The sequence below is a fragment of the Pseudomonas sp. GM30 genome (assembly GCF_000282275.2).
Classification (GTDB): domain Bacteria; phylum Pseudomonadota; class Gammaproteobacteria; order Pseudomonadales; family Pseudomonadaceae; genus Aquipseudomonas.
The window spans coordinates 60,378-80,347 of sequence record NZ_AKJP02000006.1 but is presented as its reverse complement, the minus strand read 5'-3'; the positions used below and the strand labels follow the sequence as shown (position 1 = coordinate 80,347).

The window sequence follows — 19,970 nt, the reverse complement described above, 5'->3', positions numbered from 1 at the left end:
CGATCCGGGTCAGGCGAAAATCCACACCAGCCCCTGCATCGCCAGCCAGGCGAACACACCGGCCAGCACGTCGTCGAGCATGATGCCGACGCCACCGTGGACATGCCGGTCAATCCAGCGGATCGGCCACGGTTTGAGAATGTCGAAGAAGCGGAACACCAGAAACCCCGCGAGCAACCAGTACCAGCCTTCCGGCACCAGCCACAGGGTGATCCACATCCCGACCATTTCGTCCCAGACGATGCCCTCGTGGTCGTGCACCCGCAGATCGTCGGCGACCTTGCCGCACAGCCAGAAGCCGAACAGCATGGTGATTCCGAGCATCAGCCAGTAACCCCAGTCGGGCAACATCTGCCACAACGGGATAAAGGGTAGCGCAACTAACGAACCCCACGTGCCCGGCGCTTTCGGCAAGGTGCCGGAACCGAAGCCGAATGCGAGGAAATGCCAGGGATTGCGCCAGACCGACGGCGGAACGAATTCGGCCGGAACCTGCTTGGGGTGATCTGTCACGGTGTCTCCTGAAAATGTTGATAACCCCGGCTTTGCGGGGTGATGTCGTGTCCTTCGCGATCCAGCAGCACCACACCCTGGCCCTGCGCCACACGCCCGATCACATGGATCGGCCAACCATCGGCCAGCAGCGCCGGCAACTCGACGGACGGTAGCGTGAACGCCAGCACATAATCATCGCCGCCGCTCAACGCCGCCCGCTCGGCACCGCGCTGGCCGAGAAACGCCACTAAAGCATCGGACAACGGTACACGCTCACGTTCAACTTCGAGGCGAACCTGCGAGGCCATGGCGATATGCCCGCAATCGGCCAGCAGGCCATCGGAGATGTCCAGCGCCGCAGTGGCCTTGCCACGCAGCGCCTGACCGAGGGCCAGTTGCGGCTGAGGCGACCAGTAATGATCGAGCAACGGTTGGGCGATCTGCGGATCGGCTTCACGCTGGCCAAGCACCAGCGGCAAGGCCCCGGCGGCATTGCCCAGCTCGCCGCCGACACAGAGCAGATCGCCCGGTTGCGCGCCACTGCGGGTCAGAGCCTGACCGGTCGGCACCCGACCGAACACCGTCACCGTGAGGCTCAACGGGCCGCGCGTGGTGTCGCCGCCGACCAGCGCGACGCGGCAGCCCTGCGCCATGCGGTTCAAACCGTGGGCATAGGCTTGCAGCCAATCGGCGGTCACCGTCGGCACAGTCAGGGCAAGGGTAAAGGCAACGGGCGTGGCGCCCATGGCGGCCAGGTCGCTGACCGCGACGGCCAGCGAGCGCTGACCGAGCAGAAACGGATCGCAGGGATCGGCGAAATGCACGCCGGCCACCAGCGTATCGGTGGAAATCGCCAGCTGTTCCCCGGGAGGAACCGCCAGCAAGGCGCAGTCATCGCCGATCCCCAGGGCAACGCCCTCGCCGCCCTGCGCACAAGGCGCGGCGGCGAAGAAATTGCGGATCAGCTCAAACTCGCCCATTGCGATATCAAGCGCTGATCAGCGCTTGAACGCCTTGACTTCAGCTTCACGCAGGCGCGGAGCCAGCTTGTCGAGTACGCCGTTGACGAACTTGTGGCCGTCGGTCGAACCGAAGACTTTGGCCAGTTCGATACCTTCGTTGATCACCACGCGGTACGGCACGTCGACACGCTTGAGCAGTTCCCAGGTGGACAGGCGCAGAACCGCCAGTTCAACCGGGTCCAGCTCTTCGATTTCGATGTCCAGGCAAGGCTTGAGCGCGGTGTCGATTTCAGTCTTGAACTGCGGAACCCCGTGCAGGATTTCGCGGAAGTAGGCGCCATCGACATCGGTGAAATCGTTATCAACGCGAAACTGCGCTTCGATCTCGTTCAGCGAAGCCTTGGCCATGTGCCACTGGTACAGCGCTTGAGTGGCGAGCTGACGGGCTTCGCGACGCTTGGCGCTTTTCGATGGCTTGCCGGCATCCGCAGGTTTCGGATCGCGCGGGTTGAAACGATCGCTATCGTCGCTAATCACTTGGCCTCCAACTGCGCCAGCAGGCTGACCATTTCCAGAGCGGACAGGGCAGCTTCAGCACCTTTGTTGCCGGCCTTGGTGCCGGAACGTTCGATGGCTTGCTCGATGGAGTCAACGGTCAGGACGCCGAACGCGACCGGTACGCCGAATTCCATGGAGACCTGGGCCAGGCCCTTGGTGCACTCGCCAGCCACGTATTCGAAGTGCGGAGTGCCACCACGAATGACCGCGCCGAGGGCGATGATGGCTGCGAACTCGCCTTTCTGGGCGACTTTCTGCGCAACCAGCGGGATTTCGAAGGCGCCAGGTGCGCGGATGATGGTGATGTCGCTTTCGCTCACGCCGTGGCGAACCAGGGCATCAACTGCACCGCTGACCAGGCTTTCAACCACGAAGCTGTTGAAACGGCCTACTACCAGAGCGTAGCGGCCTTTAGGGGCGATGAAGGTACCTTCGATGGTCTTCAGGGTCATTCGTCAGATCTCTTAAAGAGCCGGGACGCGTTTCGTACGCATCCCTCAGTGATATTTGAACCGCGAATACAGCGTCGGAAATCGCACTCGGTGTTCACTTGCACATCTTTGTGGCGAGGGAGCTTGCTCCCGCTTGGGTGCGCAGCGCCCACAAGAGGGGCCGCTGCGCAGCCCAGCGGGAGCAAGCTCCCTCGCCACAATAAATCAAATATGCCTTGAGCGAACAACGAGGCCAAAACCCGGCGTCTTATTCGGAGGGCACGTATTCTACAACTTCCAGATCGAAACCGGATATCGCATTAAATTTCATTGGCGCAGACATCAGGCGCATTTTGCGCACGCCGAGGTCACGCAGGATCTGCGAGCCGGCACCGACGATGCTGTAGGTGGTCGGTTTTTTCACCGCCGCCTGATCAGCGGTTTCGCGGATGTGCGCCAGCAACACGTCGCCATCGAGCGGGTGACCGAGCAACAGCACGACACCGCTGCCGGCCTCGGCCACCGCAGCCATCGCGGCGCGCAGGCTCCAGCGGCCCGGTTGCTTGACCATCAGCAGGTCGCGCAGCGGGTCCATGTTGTGCACGCGAACCAGGGTCGGCTCTTCGGCGCAAACGGTGCCCAAAGTGAGGGCCATGTGCACGTCGCCTTCCACCGAATCACGATAGGTCACCAGGTTGAATTGGCCCAGTTCGCTGTCCAGCGGCTGTTCGGCAATCCGCTGAACGGTACGTTCGTGGATCATCCGGTAGTGAATCAGGTCGGCGATGGTGCCGATCTTGATGTTGTGTTCGGCGGCGAACGCTTCCAGCTCGGCGCGACGGGACATGGTGCCGTCGTCGTTCATTACTTCGCAGATCACGCCGCTTGGTTCGAAACCGGCCATACGCGCCAAGTCGCAGGCCGCTTCAGTATGACCAGCGCGCGCCAGGGTGCCGCCGGCCTGGGCCATCAGCGGGAAGATATGGCCCGGGCTGACGATGTCTTCAGCCTTGGCGTCTTTGGCTGCAGCCGCTTGCACGGTGCGCGCACGGTCAGCAGCGGAGATGCCGGTGGTGACGCCTTCGGCGGCTTCGATCGACACGGTGAACTTGGTGCCGAAACCGGAACCGTTGCGCGGCGCCATCAGTGGCAGTTTCAACAGCTCGCAGCGCTCACGGCTCATCGGCATGCAGATCAGGCCACGGGCGTGCTTGGCCATGAAGTTGATGTGCTCGGCCTTGCAGCATTCGGCGGCCATGATCAGGTCGCCTTCGTTCTCGCGGTCTTCGTCATCCATGAGGATGACCATCTTGCCTTGGCGGATGTCTTCAACCAGTTCTTCGATGCTATTGAGCGCCACAAGGCACCCCCTTCAGTCAGGATTTGAGGTAGCCGTTGGCGGCCAGAAAGCTTTCAGTGATCGTGCCGCCAGCGCTCGGCTCTGCGGCCTTGTCGCCGAGGAGCAGACGCTCCAGATAACGCGCCAGCAGGTCGACTTCCAGGTTCACCCGGCGACCTGGCTTGTAGGAGGCCATGATGGTTTCGCTCAGGGTGTGCGGAATGATCGTCAGCATGAATTCGGCGCCATCGACCGCGTTCACGGTCAGGCTGGTGCCGTCGACAGTGATCGAGCCTTTATGGGCGATGTACTTGGCCAGTTCTTTCGGCGCGCGGATGCGAAATTCGACGGCGCGGGCATTGTCGCTGCGCGAGACGATTTCGCCGACACCGTCGACGTGACCGCTGACCAGATGCCCGCCGAGACGGGTGGTCGGGGTCAGGGCTTTTTCCAGATTGACCGGGCTGCCGCTTTTCAGGTCGTTCATGGCGGTGCAGTCGAGGGTTTCGCGGCTGACGTCGGCAGCAAAGCCGTCGCCCGGCAGCTCAACCGCCGTCAGGCACACGCCGTTGACCGCGATGCTGTCGCCGAGTTTGACGTCGCTCAGGTCGAGCTTGCCGGTTTCGACGTGCACCCGCACATCACCGCCCTTGGGGGTCAGTGCACGGATACTGCCGATGGATTCGATGATGCCGGTAAACATGGGGTTCTCCTTGAGAACGAAGCCAGCGCTAAGGCGATGGCCGGGAATTATACGCTCGCCGAAAGGACCGGCGTCGCAGTGACTCGCCAGTCATCGCCAACCGCGCGGATTTCAGTGATTTTCAGCTCGGGAGCGTCCTTCATATAGGCCAGCGGCCAGTCCAGCAGCGGCCGCGCCGTGGAGCCGAGAAACTTGCCGGCGATGAAGATCACGAACTCGTCGACCAGACCGAGCCGGGCAAACGCGCCGGCCAGACGCGGGCCGGCCTCGACCAGCACTTCGTTGACGCCACGGTTGGCCAGCTCGATCAGCAGTTGATGCAGATCGACCTGACCGTCATCGCCCGGCACGATCAGACACTCCGGGCCATTGGCGTATTGCTCTTCGACCGCCATGCAGGTGGCGACCAGCGCCGGGCCGGCCTTGAAGAACGGCGCATCCAGCGGCACTCGCAAGCGCCCGTCGATCAGCACCCGCAGCGGCGGACGGCTCATGACCAGTGCGGTTTGTTCAGCATCCAGACCCAGTTCGTCGGCGCGCACGGTCAGGCGCGCGCCGTCGGCCAGTACGGTGTCGGCGCCGGTCAGCACCGCGGCCGCCTGCGCGCGCAAACGCTGCACGGCGGAACGCGCGGCCGGGCCGGTGATCCACTGGCTCTCGCCACTTTCCATCGCCGTGCGCCCGTCGAGACTCATCGCCAACTTGACCCGCACGAACGGCAAGCCGTGCTCCATGCGTTTCAGGAAACCTTGATTGAGCTGGCGCGCCTCGGCTTCCAGCACGCCGCTTTCGGTGGCGATGCCGGCATCAGCCAGACGCTGCAAGCCACGCCCGGCGACCTGCGGATTCGGATCGCGCATCGCGGCGACCACCCGAGCAACCCCGGCATTCACCAGCGCATCGGCGCACGGCGGCGTGCGGCCATGGTGGCTGCACGGTTCAAGGGTCACGTAGGCCGTGGCGCCCCGAGCCAGTTCACCGGCAGCGCGCAGGGCGTGCACTTCGGCGTGGGGTTCGCCGGCGCGCTCGTGAAAGCCTTCGCCGACAATCTGCCCGTCACGCACGATCACGCAGCCAACCCGTGGATTGGGATGGGTGGTGTAGTGGCCTTTGCGCGCCAGTTCCAGCGCGCGTGCCATGAAGTGGGCGTCGAGGATCGCCTGCTCGGCGGTGCTGGTCATTCTTTCACCGGTTCGCGGGCGAGGCGGTCGATCTCTTCACGGAACTCGTTGAGGTCCTGGAAGCGCCGGTACACCGAAGCGAAACGGATGTAGGCCACCTCATCGAGCTTTTGCAGCTCGGCCATCACCAGCTCACCGACCACGAGGGATTTGACCTCGCGCTCGCCGGTGGCGCGCAGCTTGTGCTTGATGTGGACCAGAGAGGATTCGAGGCGCTCGACGCTCACCGGACGCTTCTCCAGGGCGCGTTGCATACCGGCGCGGAGTTTTTCTTCGTCGAACGGTTGGCGGCTGCCGTCGGTTTTGATCAGGCGCGGCAACACCAGTTCGGCCGTCTCGAATGTCGTGAAACGTTCGCCGCAGGCCAGGCATTCACGCCGGCGGCGCACCTGTTCGCCCTCGGCGACCAGACGCGAGTCGATGACCTTGGTGTCGTTGGCACCGCAGAAGGGACAGTGCATGGTGGCTGGCAACAAAAAAAGGGAGGGCCATGGTAGCGCATCCCGGTGGCAAGACAAGCCATAGGGTTTGCGGTATACAGACTGGCATGATCGTTTGATCCACGGATTTCATTTTCTGGAGCTGCCAATGTCGCTACGACCGCTCGTTTTGCTCAGTCTTTTCGCCCTGCTGGTAGCCTGCGGCAGCGACAAGCCCAAGCCGCAACCGCCGACACCGGGACCTGCACCACAACAGGCGCAGAAAAAAGCCAAAGAAGCAGCCGACCTCGGCCCGCTGCCCGCCTATCAACGCGAACTGAGCGGCACCCTGCAAGGCGTGCCGGCCGGGGCCGAAGTCGAACTGGCGCTGTTGGTGATCGATGACAAGTCGCGCCCGCAACAACTGCTCGCCAGTTCCAGCCTGATCGGCAACAACCAGATCCTGCCGTTTCGCCTGCGCTTCAATCCGGAAGCCTTTCCGGCCGGCGCGCGGGTCGAGCTGCGCGGACGCGCCACGCAGTCGGGCCAGTTGATCCTGCATCTGCCGTCGCAAACCATCACCCAGCCGAACACTCAGGCGCTGGGCCAGCTGCAATTTGTCAAAGCACCATGACGGCACCGCTCGACCTGCAACTGGCGTTAGGTGAATTGCTTGGTGATGCGCGGCTCAAGGCCTGCGCATTGCCGGGCACCGATTTGCAGCTGTGGCTGATCGACGGCGACAACATGGATCGTGAGTTCAGCCCGGATGAAACCCGGCGCATCCTCCACGAACCGCCCTATTGGAGTTTCTGCTGGGCCAGCGGTTTGGCGGTGGCGCGCTATCTGGCGCAGTTCCCCGAGTGGGTTCGTAGCAAGCGGGTGCTGGATTTCGGCGCCGGCTCCGGCATCGCCGCAATTGCTGCGGTCAAGGCCGGGGCGCTGGAGGTGGTGGCCTGTGATCTGGATCCGCTGGCGATTGCCGCGTGCCGGGCGAACGCCGAACTCAACAATGTGCAGATGAGTTACTCGACGGACTTCTTTGCCGAGGCTGATCGGTTCGATCTGATTCTGGTCGCCGACGTGTTGTACGACCGCGAAAACCTGCCGCTGCTGGATGCGTTTCTCAGCCGTGGCCGCGAGGCTCTGGTGGCGGATTCGCGAGTGCGGGATTTTCGTCATCCGTTGTATGAGCGGATCGAAATGTTTGAGGCGATGACCTTGCCGGATCTGGCGGAGCCGGAAGAGTTCAGACATGTCAGTCTTTACCATGCGCGGCGTGACTAAAAGCTTCGCGAGCAAACTCGTTCCCACACGGGTTTTGTGAATGTCATAAATTCAATGTGGGAGCGAGCTTGCTCGCGAAGGCGTCCTATAAGGCAACACCTCTCTAAACCTGCCCCCGCTTCCGGCCACCCCCCGCCAAGCCGTATAGTTGCCCCATCCACGCTTTGACGAGATCCCCCATGAGTCAGCAAACGCCGTACATCTTCGACGCCACGACTGCCGATTTCGACCAGTCGGTGATCGAAGCTTCCTTCAACAAACCGGTGCTGGTGGACTTCTGGGCCGAATGGTGTGCGCCGTGCAAGGCGCTGATGCCGATGCTGCAAGGCATTGCCGAGAGCTATCAGGGCGAACTGCTGCTGGCCAAGGTCAACTGCGACATCGAGCAGGACATTGTGGCCCGCTTCGGTATCCGCAGCCTGCCGACCGTGGTGCTGTTCAAGGACGGTCAACCGGTGGACGGCTTTGCCGGTGCGCAACCGGAGTCCGCGGTGCGCGCCCTGCTTGAGCCGCATGTGCAGATGCCGGCGCCAGCCGCCGCCGATCCGTTCGAACAGGCGCAGGCACTGTTCGATGAAGGACGCTTCGCCGATGCCGAAGCGGCGCTGGTGGTGATGCTCACCGAAGACAACAGTAACGCCAAGGCACTGATTCTGTATGCCCGCTGCCTGACCGAGCGCGGTGAACTGGACGAAGCGCAAACCGTGCTCGACGCGGTCAAGAGTGATGAGCACAAAGCCGCACTGGCCGGCGCCAAGGCACAGATCAAGTTCCTCGGTCTGGCCCGCGACCTGCCGGATGCCGCCGACCTCAAGGCGCGTCTTGCGCAGAATCCGCAGGACGACGAAGCGGTGTATCAACTGGCGATCCAGCAACTGGCCCGTCAGCAATACGAAGCGGCGCTGGAGGCCTTGCTCAAGCTGTTCATCCGTAATCGCAGCTACGGCGAAGGGTTGCCGCACAAGACCTTGCTGCAGGTGTTCGAGTTGCTGGGCAATGATCATCCCCTGGTGACGGCATACCGCCGTAAGGTGTTTGCTGCGCTTTATTAAGATCAAAAGATCGTCCGATCGCGGCCCGAACCTGCGGCAGCTCCTACAGGTTCACCCATGTTTTGCGGATGAACCTGTAGGAGCTATCGCAGGCTGCGATCTTTTTCGTTTTACTCGATCCAGCTGTAAAGCGGCGTATCCCCGCCACTCACCACTTTTACATCCGGACTGTGGCGCAGGCGCACCAGCAGGCGTTTGCCCGCCGCCGCGCTACCGGTCAGCCCTTCCAGCTGTTCAAGCAAATCCGGCCCGCTGAGCTGCCCGGCCTTGCGCAACAGATCTTTCGCCACCTGCCACAACGCCTCGTCCTGATTCAGCGGTTTGGCTGCCGGCATGCTCACTGCCATTTCAGGCTGATCGCCCTGCGGCTGCGCGCCAAGGGCTGCGCCGAGCTTCACCCAATCGCTGTCATCCAGCTCCACCGTCAAATCCACCGGCATCGCGCCAACGGTTCCGCGTATCCGCAACATCTGCTTCGCTCCTGCACATTTCTGACCTGCATGCTCCCACGGGACTTGTGCAACGCCAAGCGCACGGGCAAACTCTGCGGACTTTCGTTATAAGATTACATAACAAACTCTTCACTTTACTTTCCGGAGACCGCCATGCGTCGTCTGCTGCTCGCTTTGCCGTTTGCCCTGTTGCCGCTGGCCATCGCCCACGCTGCCGATGAGCACGATCATGACCATGAGCACGGCAGCCTCGGCGCCCATGAACACGGCGTCGGTCGTTTGAACGCCGCGCTCGACGGCCAGACCCTGGAACTGGAACTGGACAGCCCGGCAATGAACCTGGTGGGCTTCGAACACGCCGCCACCAGCGACACCGACAAAGCCAAAGTCGTGGCCGCGCGCACCAAACTCGAAAACCCGCTGGCGCTGTTCAGCCTGCCAGCCGCCGCCGGTTGCAAAGTGGCCAGCCAGGAACTGCAAAGCCCGCTGTTCGGCGACAAGCCGGATGCCGACGACCATGACGATGATGACCACGACGAAGATGCCAAGGGCGGTGAAGCGCATCACCACGATCACAGCGAAATCCACGCCCACTACCAATTCACTTGCGCCACCCCGGGCGCCTTGAAGACCCTGGATCTGGCGAACATCTTCAATACCTTCCCGGCCACTCAGAAAATTCAGGTACAACTGATCGGCCCGAGCGGCCAGCAGGGTACGGAAGTGACCGCCAAGGCGGCGTCCCTGAATTTCTGATCACACCGAAAATCCCCTGTGGGAGCGAGCTTGCTCGCGAATGCGGTGGATCAGCCAAATCTATGTTGACTGACACACCGCATTCGCGAGCAAGCTCGCTCCCACAGGGTTATGTGTTCACTCCATGAAACTGGTGCCATGACCCAAGCACTCATCGAACTGTCCGACCTGGGCTTCAACTGGCCCGGTCACCCGCCGCTGCTGGACATCCCGGCGTTTCGCCTGGAGCCGGGCGAAACCCTGTTCCTCAAAGGCCCGAGCGGCAGTGGCAAGACCACCCTGCTTGGCCTGCTCGGTGGCGTGCAGAAACCCGGGCGCGGCAGCATTCGCCTGCTCGGCCAGGAACTGACCGAACTGGGTGCCGGCGCCCGCGACCGCTTTCGCGTCGATCACACCGGCTACATCTTCCAGCAATTCAACCTGCTGCCGTTTCTTTCGGTACGCGAGAACGTCGAGTTGCCCTGCCACTTTTCAAAGCTGCGTGCAGAGCGGGCGAAACAGCGGCACGGCAGCGTCGACCAAGCCGCCGCCACCCTGCTCGCCCACCTGGGCCTGAAGGACGAAAGCATCCTCGGTCGTCGCGCCGATTCGCTGTCGATCGGTCAGCAGCAACGGGTCGCCGCCGCGCGCGCCTTGATCGGCCAACCGGAACTGGTGATCGCCGACGAACCGACCTCGGCGCTGGATTACGATGCCCGGGAAAACTTCATTCGCCTGCTGTTCGCCGAATGCCGTGAAGCCGGATCGAGCCTGTTGTTCGTCAGCCACGACCAGAGCCTGGCGCCGCTGTTCGACCGTCACCTGTCCCTGGCCGAGCTCAATCGCGCCGCCACGTCTGCCGAGGTCTGAGATGTATCTGTTTCGTCTGGCCATGGCCAGCCTGGCCAACCGCCGCTTTACCGCCCTGCTCACCGCGTTCGCGATCGCCCTGTCGGTGTGCCTGTTGCTTGCCGTCGAGCGCGTGCGCACCGAGGCCAAAGCCAGTTTCGCCAGCACCATCAGCGGCACCGACCTGATCGTCGGCGCCCGCTCCGGCTCGGTGAACCTGCTGCTGTACTCGGTGTTCCGCATCGGCAACGCGACCAACAACATCCGTTGGGACAGCTTCGAACATTTCGCCAGCAACCCGAAAGTGAAATGGGCGATTCCGATGTCCCTCGGCGACTCCCATCGCGGCTACCGGGTGATGGGCACCACCGAAGCCTATTTCGAGCATTACCAGTACGGCCGCCAACAGCATCTGCAACTGGCCGACGGCCGCGCCTTCGCCACCGATCCGTTCGAAGTGGTGCTCGGCGCCGAAGTGGCCGAGGCGCTGCATTACAAGCTCGGCGACCAACTGGTGCTGGCCCACGGCGTGGCGGCGATCAGTCTGGTCAAGCACGACGACAAACCGTTCACCGTGGTCGGCATTCTCAAGCGTACCGGCACCCCGGTGGATCGCACGCTGCACATCAGCCTCGGCGGTATGGAGGCGATTCACATCGACTGGCATAACGGTGTGCCGGCGCGCGGCAACGGGCGGATCACCGCGGATCAGGCACGCAACATGGACCTGACGCCACAGGCGATCACCGCGTTCATGCTTGGCCTCAACAGCAAGATTTCCACCTTCGCCCTGCAGCGCGAAATCAACGAATTCCGTGGCGAGCCAATGCTGGCGATCCTGCCGGGCGTGGCGTTGCAGGAGTTGTGGAGCCTGATGAGCACCGCTGAAAAGGCGCTGTTCGTGGTCTCGCTGTTCGTGGTGCTGACCGGGCTGATCGGCATGCTCACGGCGATTCTCACCAGCCTCAACGAGCGCCGTCGCGAGATGGCGATTCTGCGTTCGGTCGGTGCGCGGCCGTGGCACATCGCAAGCCTGCTGGTGCTGGAAGCTTTCGCGCTGGCGCTGACCGGGGTGATCGCAGGACTGGCCTTGCTGTACATCGGCATCGCCGCCGCGCAGGGTTATGTGCAGGCCAATTACGGTTTGTATCTGCCGCTGGCGTGGCCGAGCGAGTATGAATGGACGCTGCTCGGTGGCATTCTGGCGGCCGCGCTGCTGATGGGCAGCGTGCCGGCCTGGCGCGCGTATCGCCAATCATTGGCCGATGGCCTGTCGATCCGTTTATGAGGATGTTCACCATGCCCCGCGCCGTACTCGCGCTGCTGTTGCTGGTTGCCCTGCCCGTGTGGGCAGCGGCGCCGAAAGACTTGACCTGGTCGGAGATGATCCCGCCGGACGCCGCGCCGGAAGTGCCGAACATGACGCCGTTGCACGACATGTCGAAGATGGGCGATGCGCTCTCGGCCGAATCGGCGCCCGCCGCGAAACAGGACATGCCCAACGCGCCGGTGGTGCAGAGCCTGGACGGCCAGAACATCCGCCTGCCCGGTTACATTGTGCCGCTGGAGGTCAACGAAGAAGGACGCACCACCGACTTCCTGCTGGTGCCGTACTTCGGCGCCTGCATCCACGTGCCGCCACCGCCGTCGAATCAGATCGTGCATGTAAAAAGCGAGCTGGGGGTGAAGCTCGACGAGCTGTATCAACCGTACTGGGTCGAGGGACCGTTGCAGGTCAAGGCGTCCACCAGCGAACTGGCGGATGCCGGGTATCAGATGGCGGCGGACAAGATTTATGTGTATGAGCTGCCGGAGTAAGTCCGGTCGTTCTGCACTGTTCGGCCCATTGTCTTCGCGAGCAAGCTCGCTCCCACAGTTGACCGAGCTCTAATGTGAGAGCGAGCTTGCTCGCGAAGGGGTCGGCCAAGGTTCCACAAAAAACCGCCCCTTCACTGTTTCATTGAGCTGAGTCAAAAGACCGTATCAGACGGATTCGTACCATAGGACATCAAACATTTTTAACGTCCTTTGGGAGCCCCCATGAACAAGTCCTTGCTCAGCGCCTCGCTGTTTGCATTCGCGCTCGCAGCCCCGCTCGCCCACGCCCACGAAGCCGGCGACATCATCGTTCGCGCCGGTGCGATCACCGTCAACCCGAAGGCCGACAGCTCCAGCGTCAAGGTCGATCAGGGTCCGTTGAGCGGCACCAACCTGGGCGGCAAGGCGACCATGAGCAGCGACACCCAACTGGGTCTGAACTTCGCTTACATGCTGACCAACAACATCGGTATCGAGTTGCTGGCCGCCTCGCCGTTTGAGCATGACGTGAAGATCAAAGGCACCGCGCTGCCAGCCGCCAACGGCAAACTCGGCACCCTGAAACACCTGCCGCCCACCCTCAGCGTCGTGTACTACCCGCTGGATGCGAAATCGCCATTCCAGCCTTACATCGGCGGCGGCATCAACTACACCTGGATCTACGACGAGCACGTCGGCAGCGAAGCGCAGTCCAACGGCTTCGGCAACTTCAAGGCGAAAAACTCCTGGGGCCTGGCCTGGCAGGTCGGCGCCGACTACATGCTGACCGACAACATCATGCTCAACGCCCAGGTGCGCTACATCGACATCGACACCCGCGCGACTGTCGAGAACAACGCGGTGGCGCCGGGCACCCGTGCCAAGGTGAATGTCGACGTCGATCCGTTTGTGTACATGGTGGGTCTGGGCTACAAGTTCTAAGCAACAGTCGAACATTCGCGTGGTGGTGAATGCGGGCTAATGTGGCGAGGGAGCTTGCTCCCGCTGGGCTGCGAAGCAGCCCTGAACAAGGCAAAAGCGGTGCTTCAGAAAAACCGCGTTGACTGAATTTGCGACTGCTGCGCAGTCGAGCGGGACGGTGCGACGATTCGACGAGCTCCCTCGCCACAGGGATTGCACCGAGCGTCAAAGCGATACCCCGCCCACAAAAAAGGCGCCTGCAAAGGCGCCTTTTTTGTTTTTTCGATTTAGCGTCCCAGCAACCGCGCCAGCCCCACACGCATCGGCGTCGGCTCCGGCAGCTTGAAGCGTTGCAGCAAACGCGCGTTGTTCGCCCGCGAATGGCGGATGTCACCGGAACGTGCCGGGCCGTAGCTGATCGGAGGCAGCTCGCCAACCACGTCTTGCAGCGCCTGCAGCATCTGCTTGAGGTTCATCGCCTGATTCCAGCCGACGTTCATCGCACCCACTTCCACCTCAGGCTTGTCGATCGCCTGCACCAGCACGTCGACCAGATCCTCGACATAGAGGAAATCACGCGTCTGCTCGCCATCGCCGAACACGGTGATCGGCAGGCCTTTCTGTGCCCGCTCGCTGAAAATACTGATGACTCCGGAGTACGGCGAGGACGGATCCTGGCGCGGGCCGAAGATGTTGAAGAAGCGGAAGATCACCGGTTCCAGGCCATGCTGGCGACGGTAGAAATCGAAGTAGTGTTCGCCGGCCAGTTTGTCCGAGGCGTACGGGGTCAGCGGGGCTTTTGGCGTGTCCTCGTCGATCGACTCGCCTTCGCCGTTGTTGCCGTAAACCGCCGCGCTCGATGCGTAGAGCACGCGCTTGACCCCGGCCTGGCGCATGGCTTCGCAGACATTCAGGGTGCCGATGAAATTGCTCTGGTGCGTCTTCACCGGATCGTCCACCGACGCCTGCACCGAGGCCACCGCCGCCAGATGCGCGACAGCGCTGCAACCCTGCATCGCCTGCGCAACCAGCGTGGCATCGGCGACATCACCGACGATCAGTTCAACCTGCGGGTTGTCCAGCGGCAGGTTGCTGCGTTTGCCGGTCGACAGGTCATCGAGAATCCGCACCGAATGGCCGGTGGCAAGCAACGCATCCGTCAGGTGCGAGCCGATGAAACCGGCGCCGCCGGTGATTAAAACAGGGCCTTCAGCCATGACGATAAAACCTATCCAGTAAAGCCGGGAGTGCGGCGCGCCAGGCGCGGGGCTTGATCCCGAAAGTGTGCAGAATTTTCTTGCAGGCGAGCACCGCGTGTTGCGGTTCCTCGGCGGCGTCCGGCCGCGCGGCGTGGGCCTGAGCGGTCGGCGCTTCGATTGCCAACTGATGCAGGCTGCGCGCCTCGGTCAGAATCGCCTGACCGAGCGCCAGCGGCGTGGTCGCTTCGTGGCCGGCGTAATGGTAAGTGCCCCACAGCGGCGCCGCGCAATCGAGTTGCTTGAGCACCGAAATGATCACCCGTGCGGCGTCATCGACCGGGGTCGGATTGCCGCGGCGATCATCGGCCATGAGCAATTCGTCCGGCTGTTCGGCGCGGGCGAGGAAACGTCCGAGGGTACCTTCAGGGCTGTCATCGAGCAGCCAGCCGAAGCGCAGCAGCACGTGTTGCGGGCACGTGGCGCGAACGCTTTGCTCGATGCGCCACAGCGCCTGGCCGCGCAGGCCCAGCGGCACCGGCTCGTCTTTTTCGCTGTAGGCGGTCGCCCGCGAACCGTCGAACACCCGATAACTGGAGGGCTGTACGAGGATGATGTTGTGGTGCTGGCACAGCTCGGCCAGCCGCTCGATGGCGCGTTCCTGGCCGGCCAGACGGCTTTCGCTGACAGTCTCGGCCTGGAACCAGTCGAAATAGTAGGCGAGATTGATCAACGCATCCGGACGGGTGTCGTCGAGCAGTTGCGTCAGGCTCGCGGCATCCCAGCCGTCTTCGGGCGGGCGGGGGGCGAGGAAACCGATGTCTTCCTCTGCACCGAGGCGAATCAGCGCCTGCCCAAGGGCATTTCCGCCGCCCAGTAACATAAGGCGCATTCGCATAGAGTCAGCAGGCCCAGTCTGATTGGAACGATGGCTTTAGCGACGGTGCTTGTGACACCCGTCGTCGATAATTGCCGGAATCGTTGCATTTTGCGGGTTTAGTACGCAACCGTCACCCGTAAAGTGCAGATCGCCGGGAATTGTGCTGAATCAACTGGCCCCATCGCTGGCAAGCCAGCTCCCACAGGGTTCAGAATTGATTGCCAGACTTGTGGACAACAAAAATCACTGTGGGAGCTGGCTTGCCAGCGATGAGGCCCCGACTGTCTGTCTAGATCCCCAGCGGTACTTGCATCTTGCCGCCCTCACCCGCATAACTTGAGCCATGAATCTGCCCATTCCCAAGGACGCCGCCCTGGCAGGCTTTCACCCCGCCGTCAGCGCCTGGTTCAGCAGCACCTTCGCGACGGTCACCGCCGCCCAGGCCCGCGCATGGCCGTTGATCCGCCAGCGCCGCTCGACACTGATCGCCGCGCCCACCGGCTCCGGTAAAACCCTCACCGCGTTTCTCGCGGTGCTCGACGACCTCGTTCACCGGGGGCTGGAAAACCCCGACGGCCTGCCCGACGAAACTCTGGTGGTCTACGTTTCACCGCTCAAGGCGTTGTCCAACGACATCCGCATCAACTTGCAAAATCCGCTGGCCGGAATCACCGAACAGCTGCGCCAGATGGGCCTGCCGGAATTGCAGATCACCACGGCGGTGCGCACCGGCGACACCCCGCAAAAAGACCGCGCCGCCATGCGCAAAAGTGCGCCGCACATTCTGGTGACCACTCCGGAATCGCTGTACGTGCTGCTCGGCTCCGAGTCCGGACGCAAAATGCTCGGCAGCACGCGCACAGTAATCATCGACGAGATTCACGCCATCGCCGCCGGTAAACGCGGTAGTCACTTGGCGCTGAGCCTCGAACGCCTGCAGGCGCTGTGTGCCGAACCCTTGACCCGCATCGGCTTGTCCGCCACGCAAAAGCCGATCGATGCCGTGGCGCGGTTTCTGGTCGGCACTGATCGCCCGTGCGAAATCATCGACATCGGCCACGCCCGGCCACGGGATCTGGGCATCGAAGTGCCGCCGGTGCCGTTGTCGGCAGTGATGGCCAACGACGTCTGGGAACTGGTTTATGACCGGCTCGCCGAACTGGCCCGCGACCACCGCACCACGCTGATTTTCGTCAACACCCGACGCTTGGCCGAACGCCTTAGCCGACACCTCAGCGAACGTCTGGGCAAACACGCGGTGGCCGCGCATCACGGCAGCCTGGCCAAAGAATTCCGCCTCGACGCCGAACAGCGGCTCAAGCGCGGTGAGCTGCAAGTGCTGATCGCCACTGCGTCGCTGGAGTTGGGCATTGATATCGGCGAAGTCGATCTGGTCTGCCAAATATCCTCGCCGCGCTCGATTGCCGGGTTTCTGCAAAGAGTCGGTCGCTCCGGGCACCAGGTCGGCGGCACGCCCAAGGGCCGCTTGTTCGCCACCACCCGCGACGACCTGATCGAATGCGCCGCCCTGCTCGACTGCGTGCGCCGTGGCGAACTCGACACCCTGCACATCCCCGAGGCGCCGCTGGATGTACTGGCGCAGCAGATCATTGCCGAGGTCAGTTGCCGGGAATGGGCGGAAGACGCGCTGCTGGCGCTGTTCCGCCAAGCCTCGCCGTATCGCGATCTCGACGAAAAACACTATCAGGCGCTGCTGACGATGCTCGCCGAAGGCTACAACGGTCGTCAGGGCATCCGCAGCGCTTACCTGCACCGCGACGCCGTCAGCCGCACCCTGCGTGGCCGCCGTGGCGCGCAACTGACCGCCGTGACCAGCGGCGGCACCATTCCCGACAACGCCGACTACAGCGTGCTGCTCGAACCGCAAGGCCTGAACATCGGCAGCGTCAACGAAGACTTTGCCGTGGAAAGTATCGCGGGCGACATTTTCCAGCTCGGCAACACCTCCTACCGCATCCTGCGGGTGGAAACCGGCAAGGTCCGGGTCGAGGACGCCCGGGGTCAGCCGCCGACCATTCCGTTCTGGCTCGGCGAAGCCCCGGGGCGCAGCGATGAATTGTCTTTGGCGGTGGCGCGCCTGCAGGCGACCCTCGACGAACTGCTCGGCGCCAGCCCCGGCGATCTGCAACCGGCGCTCGACTGGCTGACCGCAACCCTCGGCCTGAACCGCGCCAGCGCCGAACAACTGGTGGACTATCTCGCCCGCGCTCGCCTGACCCTCGGCGCCCTGCCCTCGCAGGACACGCTCTTGATGGAGCGGTTTTTCGATGAATCCGGCGGCACCCAGTTGATCATCCATTCACCGTTCGGCAGCCGCATCAACCGCGCCTGGGGCCTCGCGCTGCGCAAGCGTTTCTGCCGCACCTTCAATTTCGAATTGCAGGCTGCTGCCAGTGAGGACGCGATCGTCCTGTCGCTGTCCACCAGCCATAGTTTCGAACTGGATGACGTCTGGCGCTACCTGCACAGCAACAGCGCCGAACACATCCTGATTCAGGCCGTTGTGGATGCGCCGTTGTTCGGCGTGCGCTGGCGCTGGAATGCCGGGGTCGCGCTGGCGTTGCCGCGTTTTACCGGCGGGCGCAAAGTCGCACCGCAGTTGCAGCGGATGAAAAGCGAAGACCTGATCGCCAGTGTGTTTCCCGACCAGATCGCCTGCCTGGAAAACCTCGCCGGTGAGCGGGAAATTCCCGAGCATCCGTTGGTTGAACAGACTCTCGACGATTGCCTGCACGAGGCCATGGACAGCGACGGCTGGCTCAATCTGCTGCGGCGCATGGAGCGTGGCGAGGTGCGTTTGCTCAGCCGCGATCTGCCGGCGCCGTCACCGCTGGCCGCAGAAATTCTCAGTGCGCGGCCGTACAGCTTTCTCGATGACGCACCACTGGAAGAACGCCGCACCCAAGCGGTGATCAACCGCCGCTGGAGCGATCCGCAATCCACCGATGACCTTGGGGCACTGGACGCCGACGCTATCAACGCGGTGCGCGAGGAAGCATGGCCGACGCCGGCCAACGCCGATGAAATGCACGAGGCGCTGATGAGTCTGGCGTGCATCGACGAGGCTGAAGTTCAGGCCAACGGGAATTGGCGTGAATGGCTGGATACGTTGACCGAAAGTGGTCGAGCCTGTCGCCTGATGATCAATCCTCAACATTCGTTGTGGTTGGCACGTGAACGCCTGACCTGCCTGTTGGCGCTTTATCCACAGGCCACGCTGCAACCGCAGCAGCAGGCCTTGCCTGGTTTCAACGAACCTTGGACGTTCGAGGAAGCACTGGTCGAGGTGGTCCGCGCGCGGCTCGGCGCATTCGGCCCGCTGCCGCTCCCGGCTATTGCCGAACCGCTGGCGCTGCCCGCTGCACAAGTCGCACAAACCCTCGCGCAACTGGAGCGTGAAGGCTATGTGCTGCGCGGTCAGTTCACCCCGGGTGTGGCCGTTGAGGAATGGTGCGAACGGCATCTGCTCGCGCGCATTCATCGCTACACGGTCAAGCGTCTGCGCCGGGAAATCGAGCCGGTGGCGTTGCAGGATTTCATGCGTTTCCTGTTCGACTGGCAGCACTTGTCCAGCGCCACGCGCGGTCAGGGCAGCGCGATATTGCCGGCGATTGTCGGCCAGTTCGAAGGCTACCCGGCAGCGGCTTCGGCGTGGGACAGCGACATTCTCCCGGCACGCCTGAAAGACTATTCGCCGAGCTGGCTGGATGACCTGTGCCGCAACGGCAAACTGGTGTGGACGCGCCTCAGCGCCCGGCAGAAAGTCAGCGGCACGGCGCTGCGCAGTACACCGATTGTGCTGCTGCCGCGCAGTCAGGTCGGGTTGTGGAGTGCGCTGGCCGAGCAGACGCCGGTCAGCGAACTGTCGCCGAAAACGCAAAAGGTTTATGAGGCGCTGAGTCAGCATGGCGCGTTGTTTTTCGATGAGTTGATCCACGAAGCGCACCTGCTGCGCACCGAGCTGGAGATCGCCTTGCAGGAACTGGTCGGCGCCGGCCTGGTGAACGCCGACAGCTTCGCTGGTTTGCGCGCCCTGATCACTCCGGCGAGCAAGCGCCAGCAACGCAGCAGTCGACGCGGGCGCGGCGCGTTTGTCGGCGGCATGGACGATGCCGGGCGCTGGGCGTTGTTGCGGCGCGGGCCGCCGTTGGAAAGCGGTCAGATGGCGTCACCCGAAACTCTCGAACATGTCGCCATGACGTTGCTGCGCCGCTATGGCGTAGTGTTCTGGCGCCTGCTGGAGCGCGAGGCGGATTGGCTGCCGAGCTGGCGCGAATTGCTGCGCACGTTTCATCGGCTGGAGGCCCGTGGCGAGATTCGCGGCGGGCGCTTTGTCAGTGGTCTGGCGGGGGAACAGTTTGCCTTGCCGGAGGCGATTCCGTTGTTGCGGGAGGTACGGCGGCGGGCGCATGACGGCAGCTTGATCGCAGTGTGCGGGGTTGATCCGTTGAATCTGGCGGGGACGTTGTTGCCGGGGCGAAGGTGCCGGCGTTGGTGAGTAATCGGCTGGTGTATCGGGATGGTTTGCCGGTGGCTGCCGAGATTGCCGGCAAGCAGGTTTTCTGGACTGAGCTGGATCAGGTGGCCATGGAGCAGGTGCGTAGCAAGCTGATCCGGCATTGATGTCGACAGGTCTGGCCCTTTCGCGAGCAAGCTCGCTCCCACAGGGGATCTGCGTCGTTCACAAATCCA

Annotated in this window: 19 protein-coding genes and 1 pseudogene; 9 read left to right on the top strand and 11 right to left on the bottom strand. The window is 63.0% G+C overall.

Annotation, left to right across the window (positions count from 1 at the left end):
- Window positions 1-9: 9 nt before the first annotated feature.
- From PMI25_RS05025 to nrdR, 8 genes are all read right to left on the bottom strand, one after another.
- On the bottom strand, window positions 10-513 hold the full coding sequence (locus PMI25_RS05025) for a phosphatidylglycerophosphatase A family protein (protein WP_007910933.1): 504 nt from the start codon (window positions 511-513) through the stop codon (window positions 10-12).
- The gene (gene thiL, locus PMI25_RS05020; RefSeq protein ID WP_007966100.1) at window positions 510-1,475 is read right to left on the bottom strand and encodes a thiamine-phosphate kinase; all 966 of its coding nucleotides are present in this window, start codon (window positions 1,473-1,475) and stop codon (window positions 510-512) included. Before thiL ends, PMI25_RS05025 begins: the two co-directional genes overlap by 4 nt.
- Before the next feature lie 18 nt (window positions 1,476-1,493).
- Window positions 1,494-1,994 carry a transcription antitermination factor NusB gene (nusB, locus tag PMI25_RS05015; protein WP_007966101.1) on the bottom strand — a complete coding sequence of 167 codons (501 nt, stop codon included), beginning with the start codon at window positions 1,992-1,994 and terminating at the stop codon, window positions 1,494-1,496.
- Complete coding sequence (ribH, locus tag PMI25_RS05010; protein WP_003228649.1) at window positions 1,991-2,467, bottom strand: 6,7-dimethyl-8-ribityllumazine synthase; 477 nt, start codon at window positions 2,465-2,467, stop codon at window positions 1,991-1,993. Before ribH ends, nusB begins: the two co-directional genes overlap by 4 nt.
- Window positions 2,468-2,714: 247 nt before the next feature.
- Window positions 2,715-3,806, bottom strand: a complete 1,092-nt coding sequence (ribBA, locus tag PMI25_RS05005; protein WP_007966103.1) for a bifunctional 3,4-dihydroxy-2-butanone-4-phosphate synthase/GTP cyclohydrolase II — start codon at window positions 3,804-3,806, stop codon at window positions 2,715-2,717.
- A gap of 16 nt (window positions 3,807-3,822) precedes the next feature.
- Entirely contained in the window at window positions 3,823-4,488 is a 666-nt protein-coding gene (locus PMI25_RS05000) for a riboflavin synthase (protein ID WP_007966105.1), read from the bottom strand.
- A 47-nt stretch (window positions 4,489-4,535) separates the two neighbouring features.
- On the bottom strand, window positions 4,536-5,669 hold the full coding sequence (gene ribD, locus PMI25_RS04995; RefSeq protein ID WP_007966106.1) for a bifunctional diaminohydroxyphosphoribosylaminopyrimidine deaminase/5-amino-6-(5-phosphoribosylamino)uracil reductase RibD: 1,134 nt from the start codon (window positions 5,667-5,669) through the stop codon (window positions 4,536-4,538).
- Window positions 5,666-6,130 carry a transcriptional regulator NrdR gene (gene nrdR / locus PMI25_RS04990; RefSeq protein ID WP_003228656.1) on the bottom strand — a complete coding sequence of 155 codons (465 nt, stop codon included), beginning with the start codon at window positions 6,128-6,130 and terminating at the stop codon, window positions 5,666-5,668. Before nrdR ends, ribD begins: the two co-directional genes overlap by 4 nt.
- A gap of 127 nt (window positions 6,131-6,257) precedes the next feature.
- Between nrdR and PMI25_RS04985 the strand changes: the two genes are divergently transcribed.
- From PMI25_RS04985 to trxA, 3 genes are all read left to right on the top strand, one after another.
- Window positions 6,258-6,722, top strand: a complete 465-nt coding sequence (locus PMI25_RS04985; RefSeq protein WP_007966108.1) for a YbaY family lipoprotein — start codon at window positions 6,258-6,260, stop codon at window positions 6,720-6,722.
- Complete coding sequence (locus tag PMI25_RS04980) at window positions 6,719-7,375, top strand: class I SAM-dependent methyltransferase (RefSeq protein ID WP_007966110.1); 657 nt, start codon at window positions 6,719-6,721, stop codon at window positions 7,373-7,375. The genes PMI25_RS04985 and PMI25_RS04980 overlap by 4 nt, the downstream gene beginning before the upstream one ends.
- A 179-nt stretch (window positions 7,376-7,554) precedes the next feature.
- Window positions 7,555-8,427, top strand: a complete 873-nt coding sequence (gene trxA, locus PMI25_RS04975) for a thioredoxin (RefSeq protein WP_007966113.1) — start codon at window positions 7,555-7,557, stop codon at window positions 8,425-8,427.
- Between the two features lie 110 nt (window positions 8,428-8,537).
- On the opposite strand, the gene PMI25_RS04970 is transcribed toward trxA, so the two are convergent.
- Window positions 8,538-8,897, bottom strand: coding sequence for a hypothetical protein (locus tag PMI25_RS04970; RefSeq protein WP_007966115.1), 360 nt, complete (start codon window positions 8,895-8,897; stop codon window positions 8,538-8,540).
- 135 nt (window positions 8,898-9,032) lie between these two features.
- On the opposite strand from PMI25_RS04970, the gene PMI25_RS04965 reads away from it, so the two are divergent.
- The 5 genes from PMI25_RS04965 (at window position 9,033) to PMI25_RS04945 (ending at window position 13,202) form a co-directional block, all read left to right on the top strand.
- Entirely contained in the window at window positions 9,033-9,635 is a 603-nt protein-coding gene (locus PMI25_RS04965; RefSeq protein WP_007966118.1) for a DUF2796 domain-containing protein, read from the top strand.
- A gap of 138 nt (window positions 9,636-9,773) precedes the next feature.
- Window positions 9,774-10,484 (top strand): ABC transporter ATP-binding protein, encoded by a 711-nt coding sequence (locus tag PMI25_RS04960; RefSeq protein ID WP_007966120.1) that lies wholly within the window; start codon window positions 9,774-9,776, stop codon window positions 10,482-10,484.
- A 1-nt stretch (window position 10,485) separates the two neighbouring features.
- Window positions 10,486-11,751 (top strand): ABC transporter permease, encoded by a 1,266-nt coding sequence (locus PMI25_RS04955; protein WP_007966122.1) that lies wholly within the window; start codon window positions 10,486-10,488, stop codon window positions 11,749-11,751.
- 11 nt (window positions 11,752-11,762) lie between these two features.
- A complete protein-coding gene (locus tag PMI25_RS04950) occupies window positions 11,763-12,281 on the top strand; it encodes a DUF3299 domain-containing protein (RefSeq protein ID WP_007966123.1) in 519 nt (172 codons plus the stop codon).
- 222 nt (window positions 12,282-12,503) lie between these two features.
- Window positions 12,504-13,202, top strand: a complete 699-nt coding sequence (locus PMI25_RS04945; RefSeq protein WP_007966125.1) for an OmpW/AlkL family protein — start codon at window positions 12,504-12,506, stop codon at window positions 13,200-13,202.
- Window positions 13,203-13,468: 266 nt separating this feature from the next.
- Here the strand turns inward: PMI25_RS04945 and PMI25_RS04940 are convergent, their stop codons facing one another.
- Window positions 13,469-14,398 (bottom strand): NAD-dependent epimerase/dehydratase family protein, encoded by a 930-nt coding sequence (locus tag PMI25_RS04940; RefSeq protein WP_007966127.1) that lies wholly within the window; start codon window positions 14,396-14,398, stop codon window positions 13,469-13,471.
- On the bottom strand, window positions 14,391-15,275 hold the full coding sequence (locus PMI25_RS04935; protein WP_027612945.1) for a sugar nucleotide-binding protein: 885 nt from the start codon (window positions 15,273-15,275) through the stop codon (window positions 14,391-14,393). The genes PMI25_RS04940 and PMI25_RS04935 overlap by 8 nt, the downstream gene beginning before the upstream one ends.
- Before the next feature lie 325 nt (window positions 15,276-15,600).
- On the opposite strand from PMI25_RS04935, the pseudogene PMI25_RS04930 reads away from it, so the two are divergent.
- Window positions 15,601-19,901 (top strand): annotated as a pseudogene (locus PMI25_RS04930) (DEAD/DEAH box helicase).
- The last annotated feature ends 69 nt before the right edge of the window (window positions 19,902-19,970 follow it).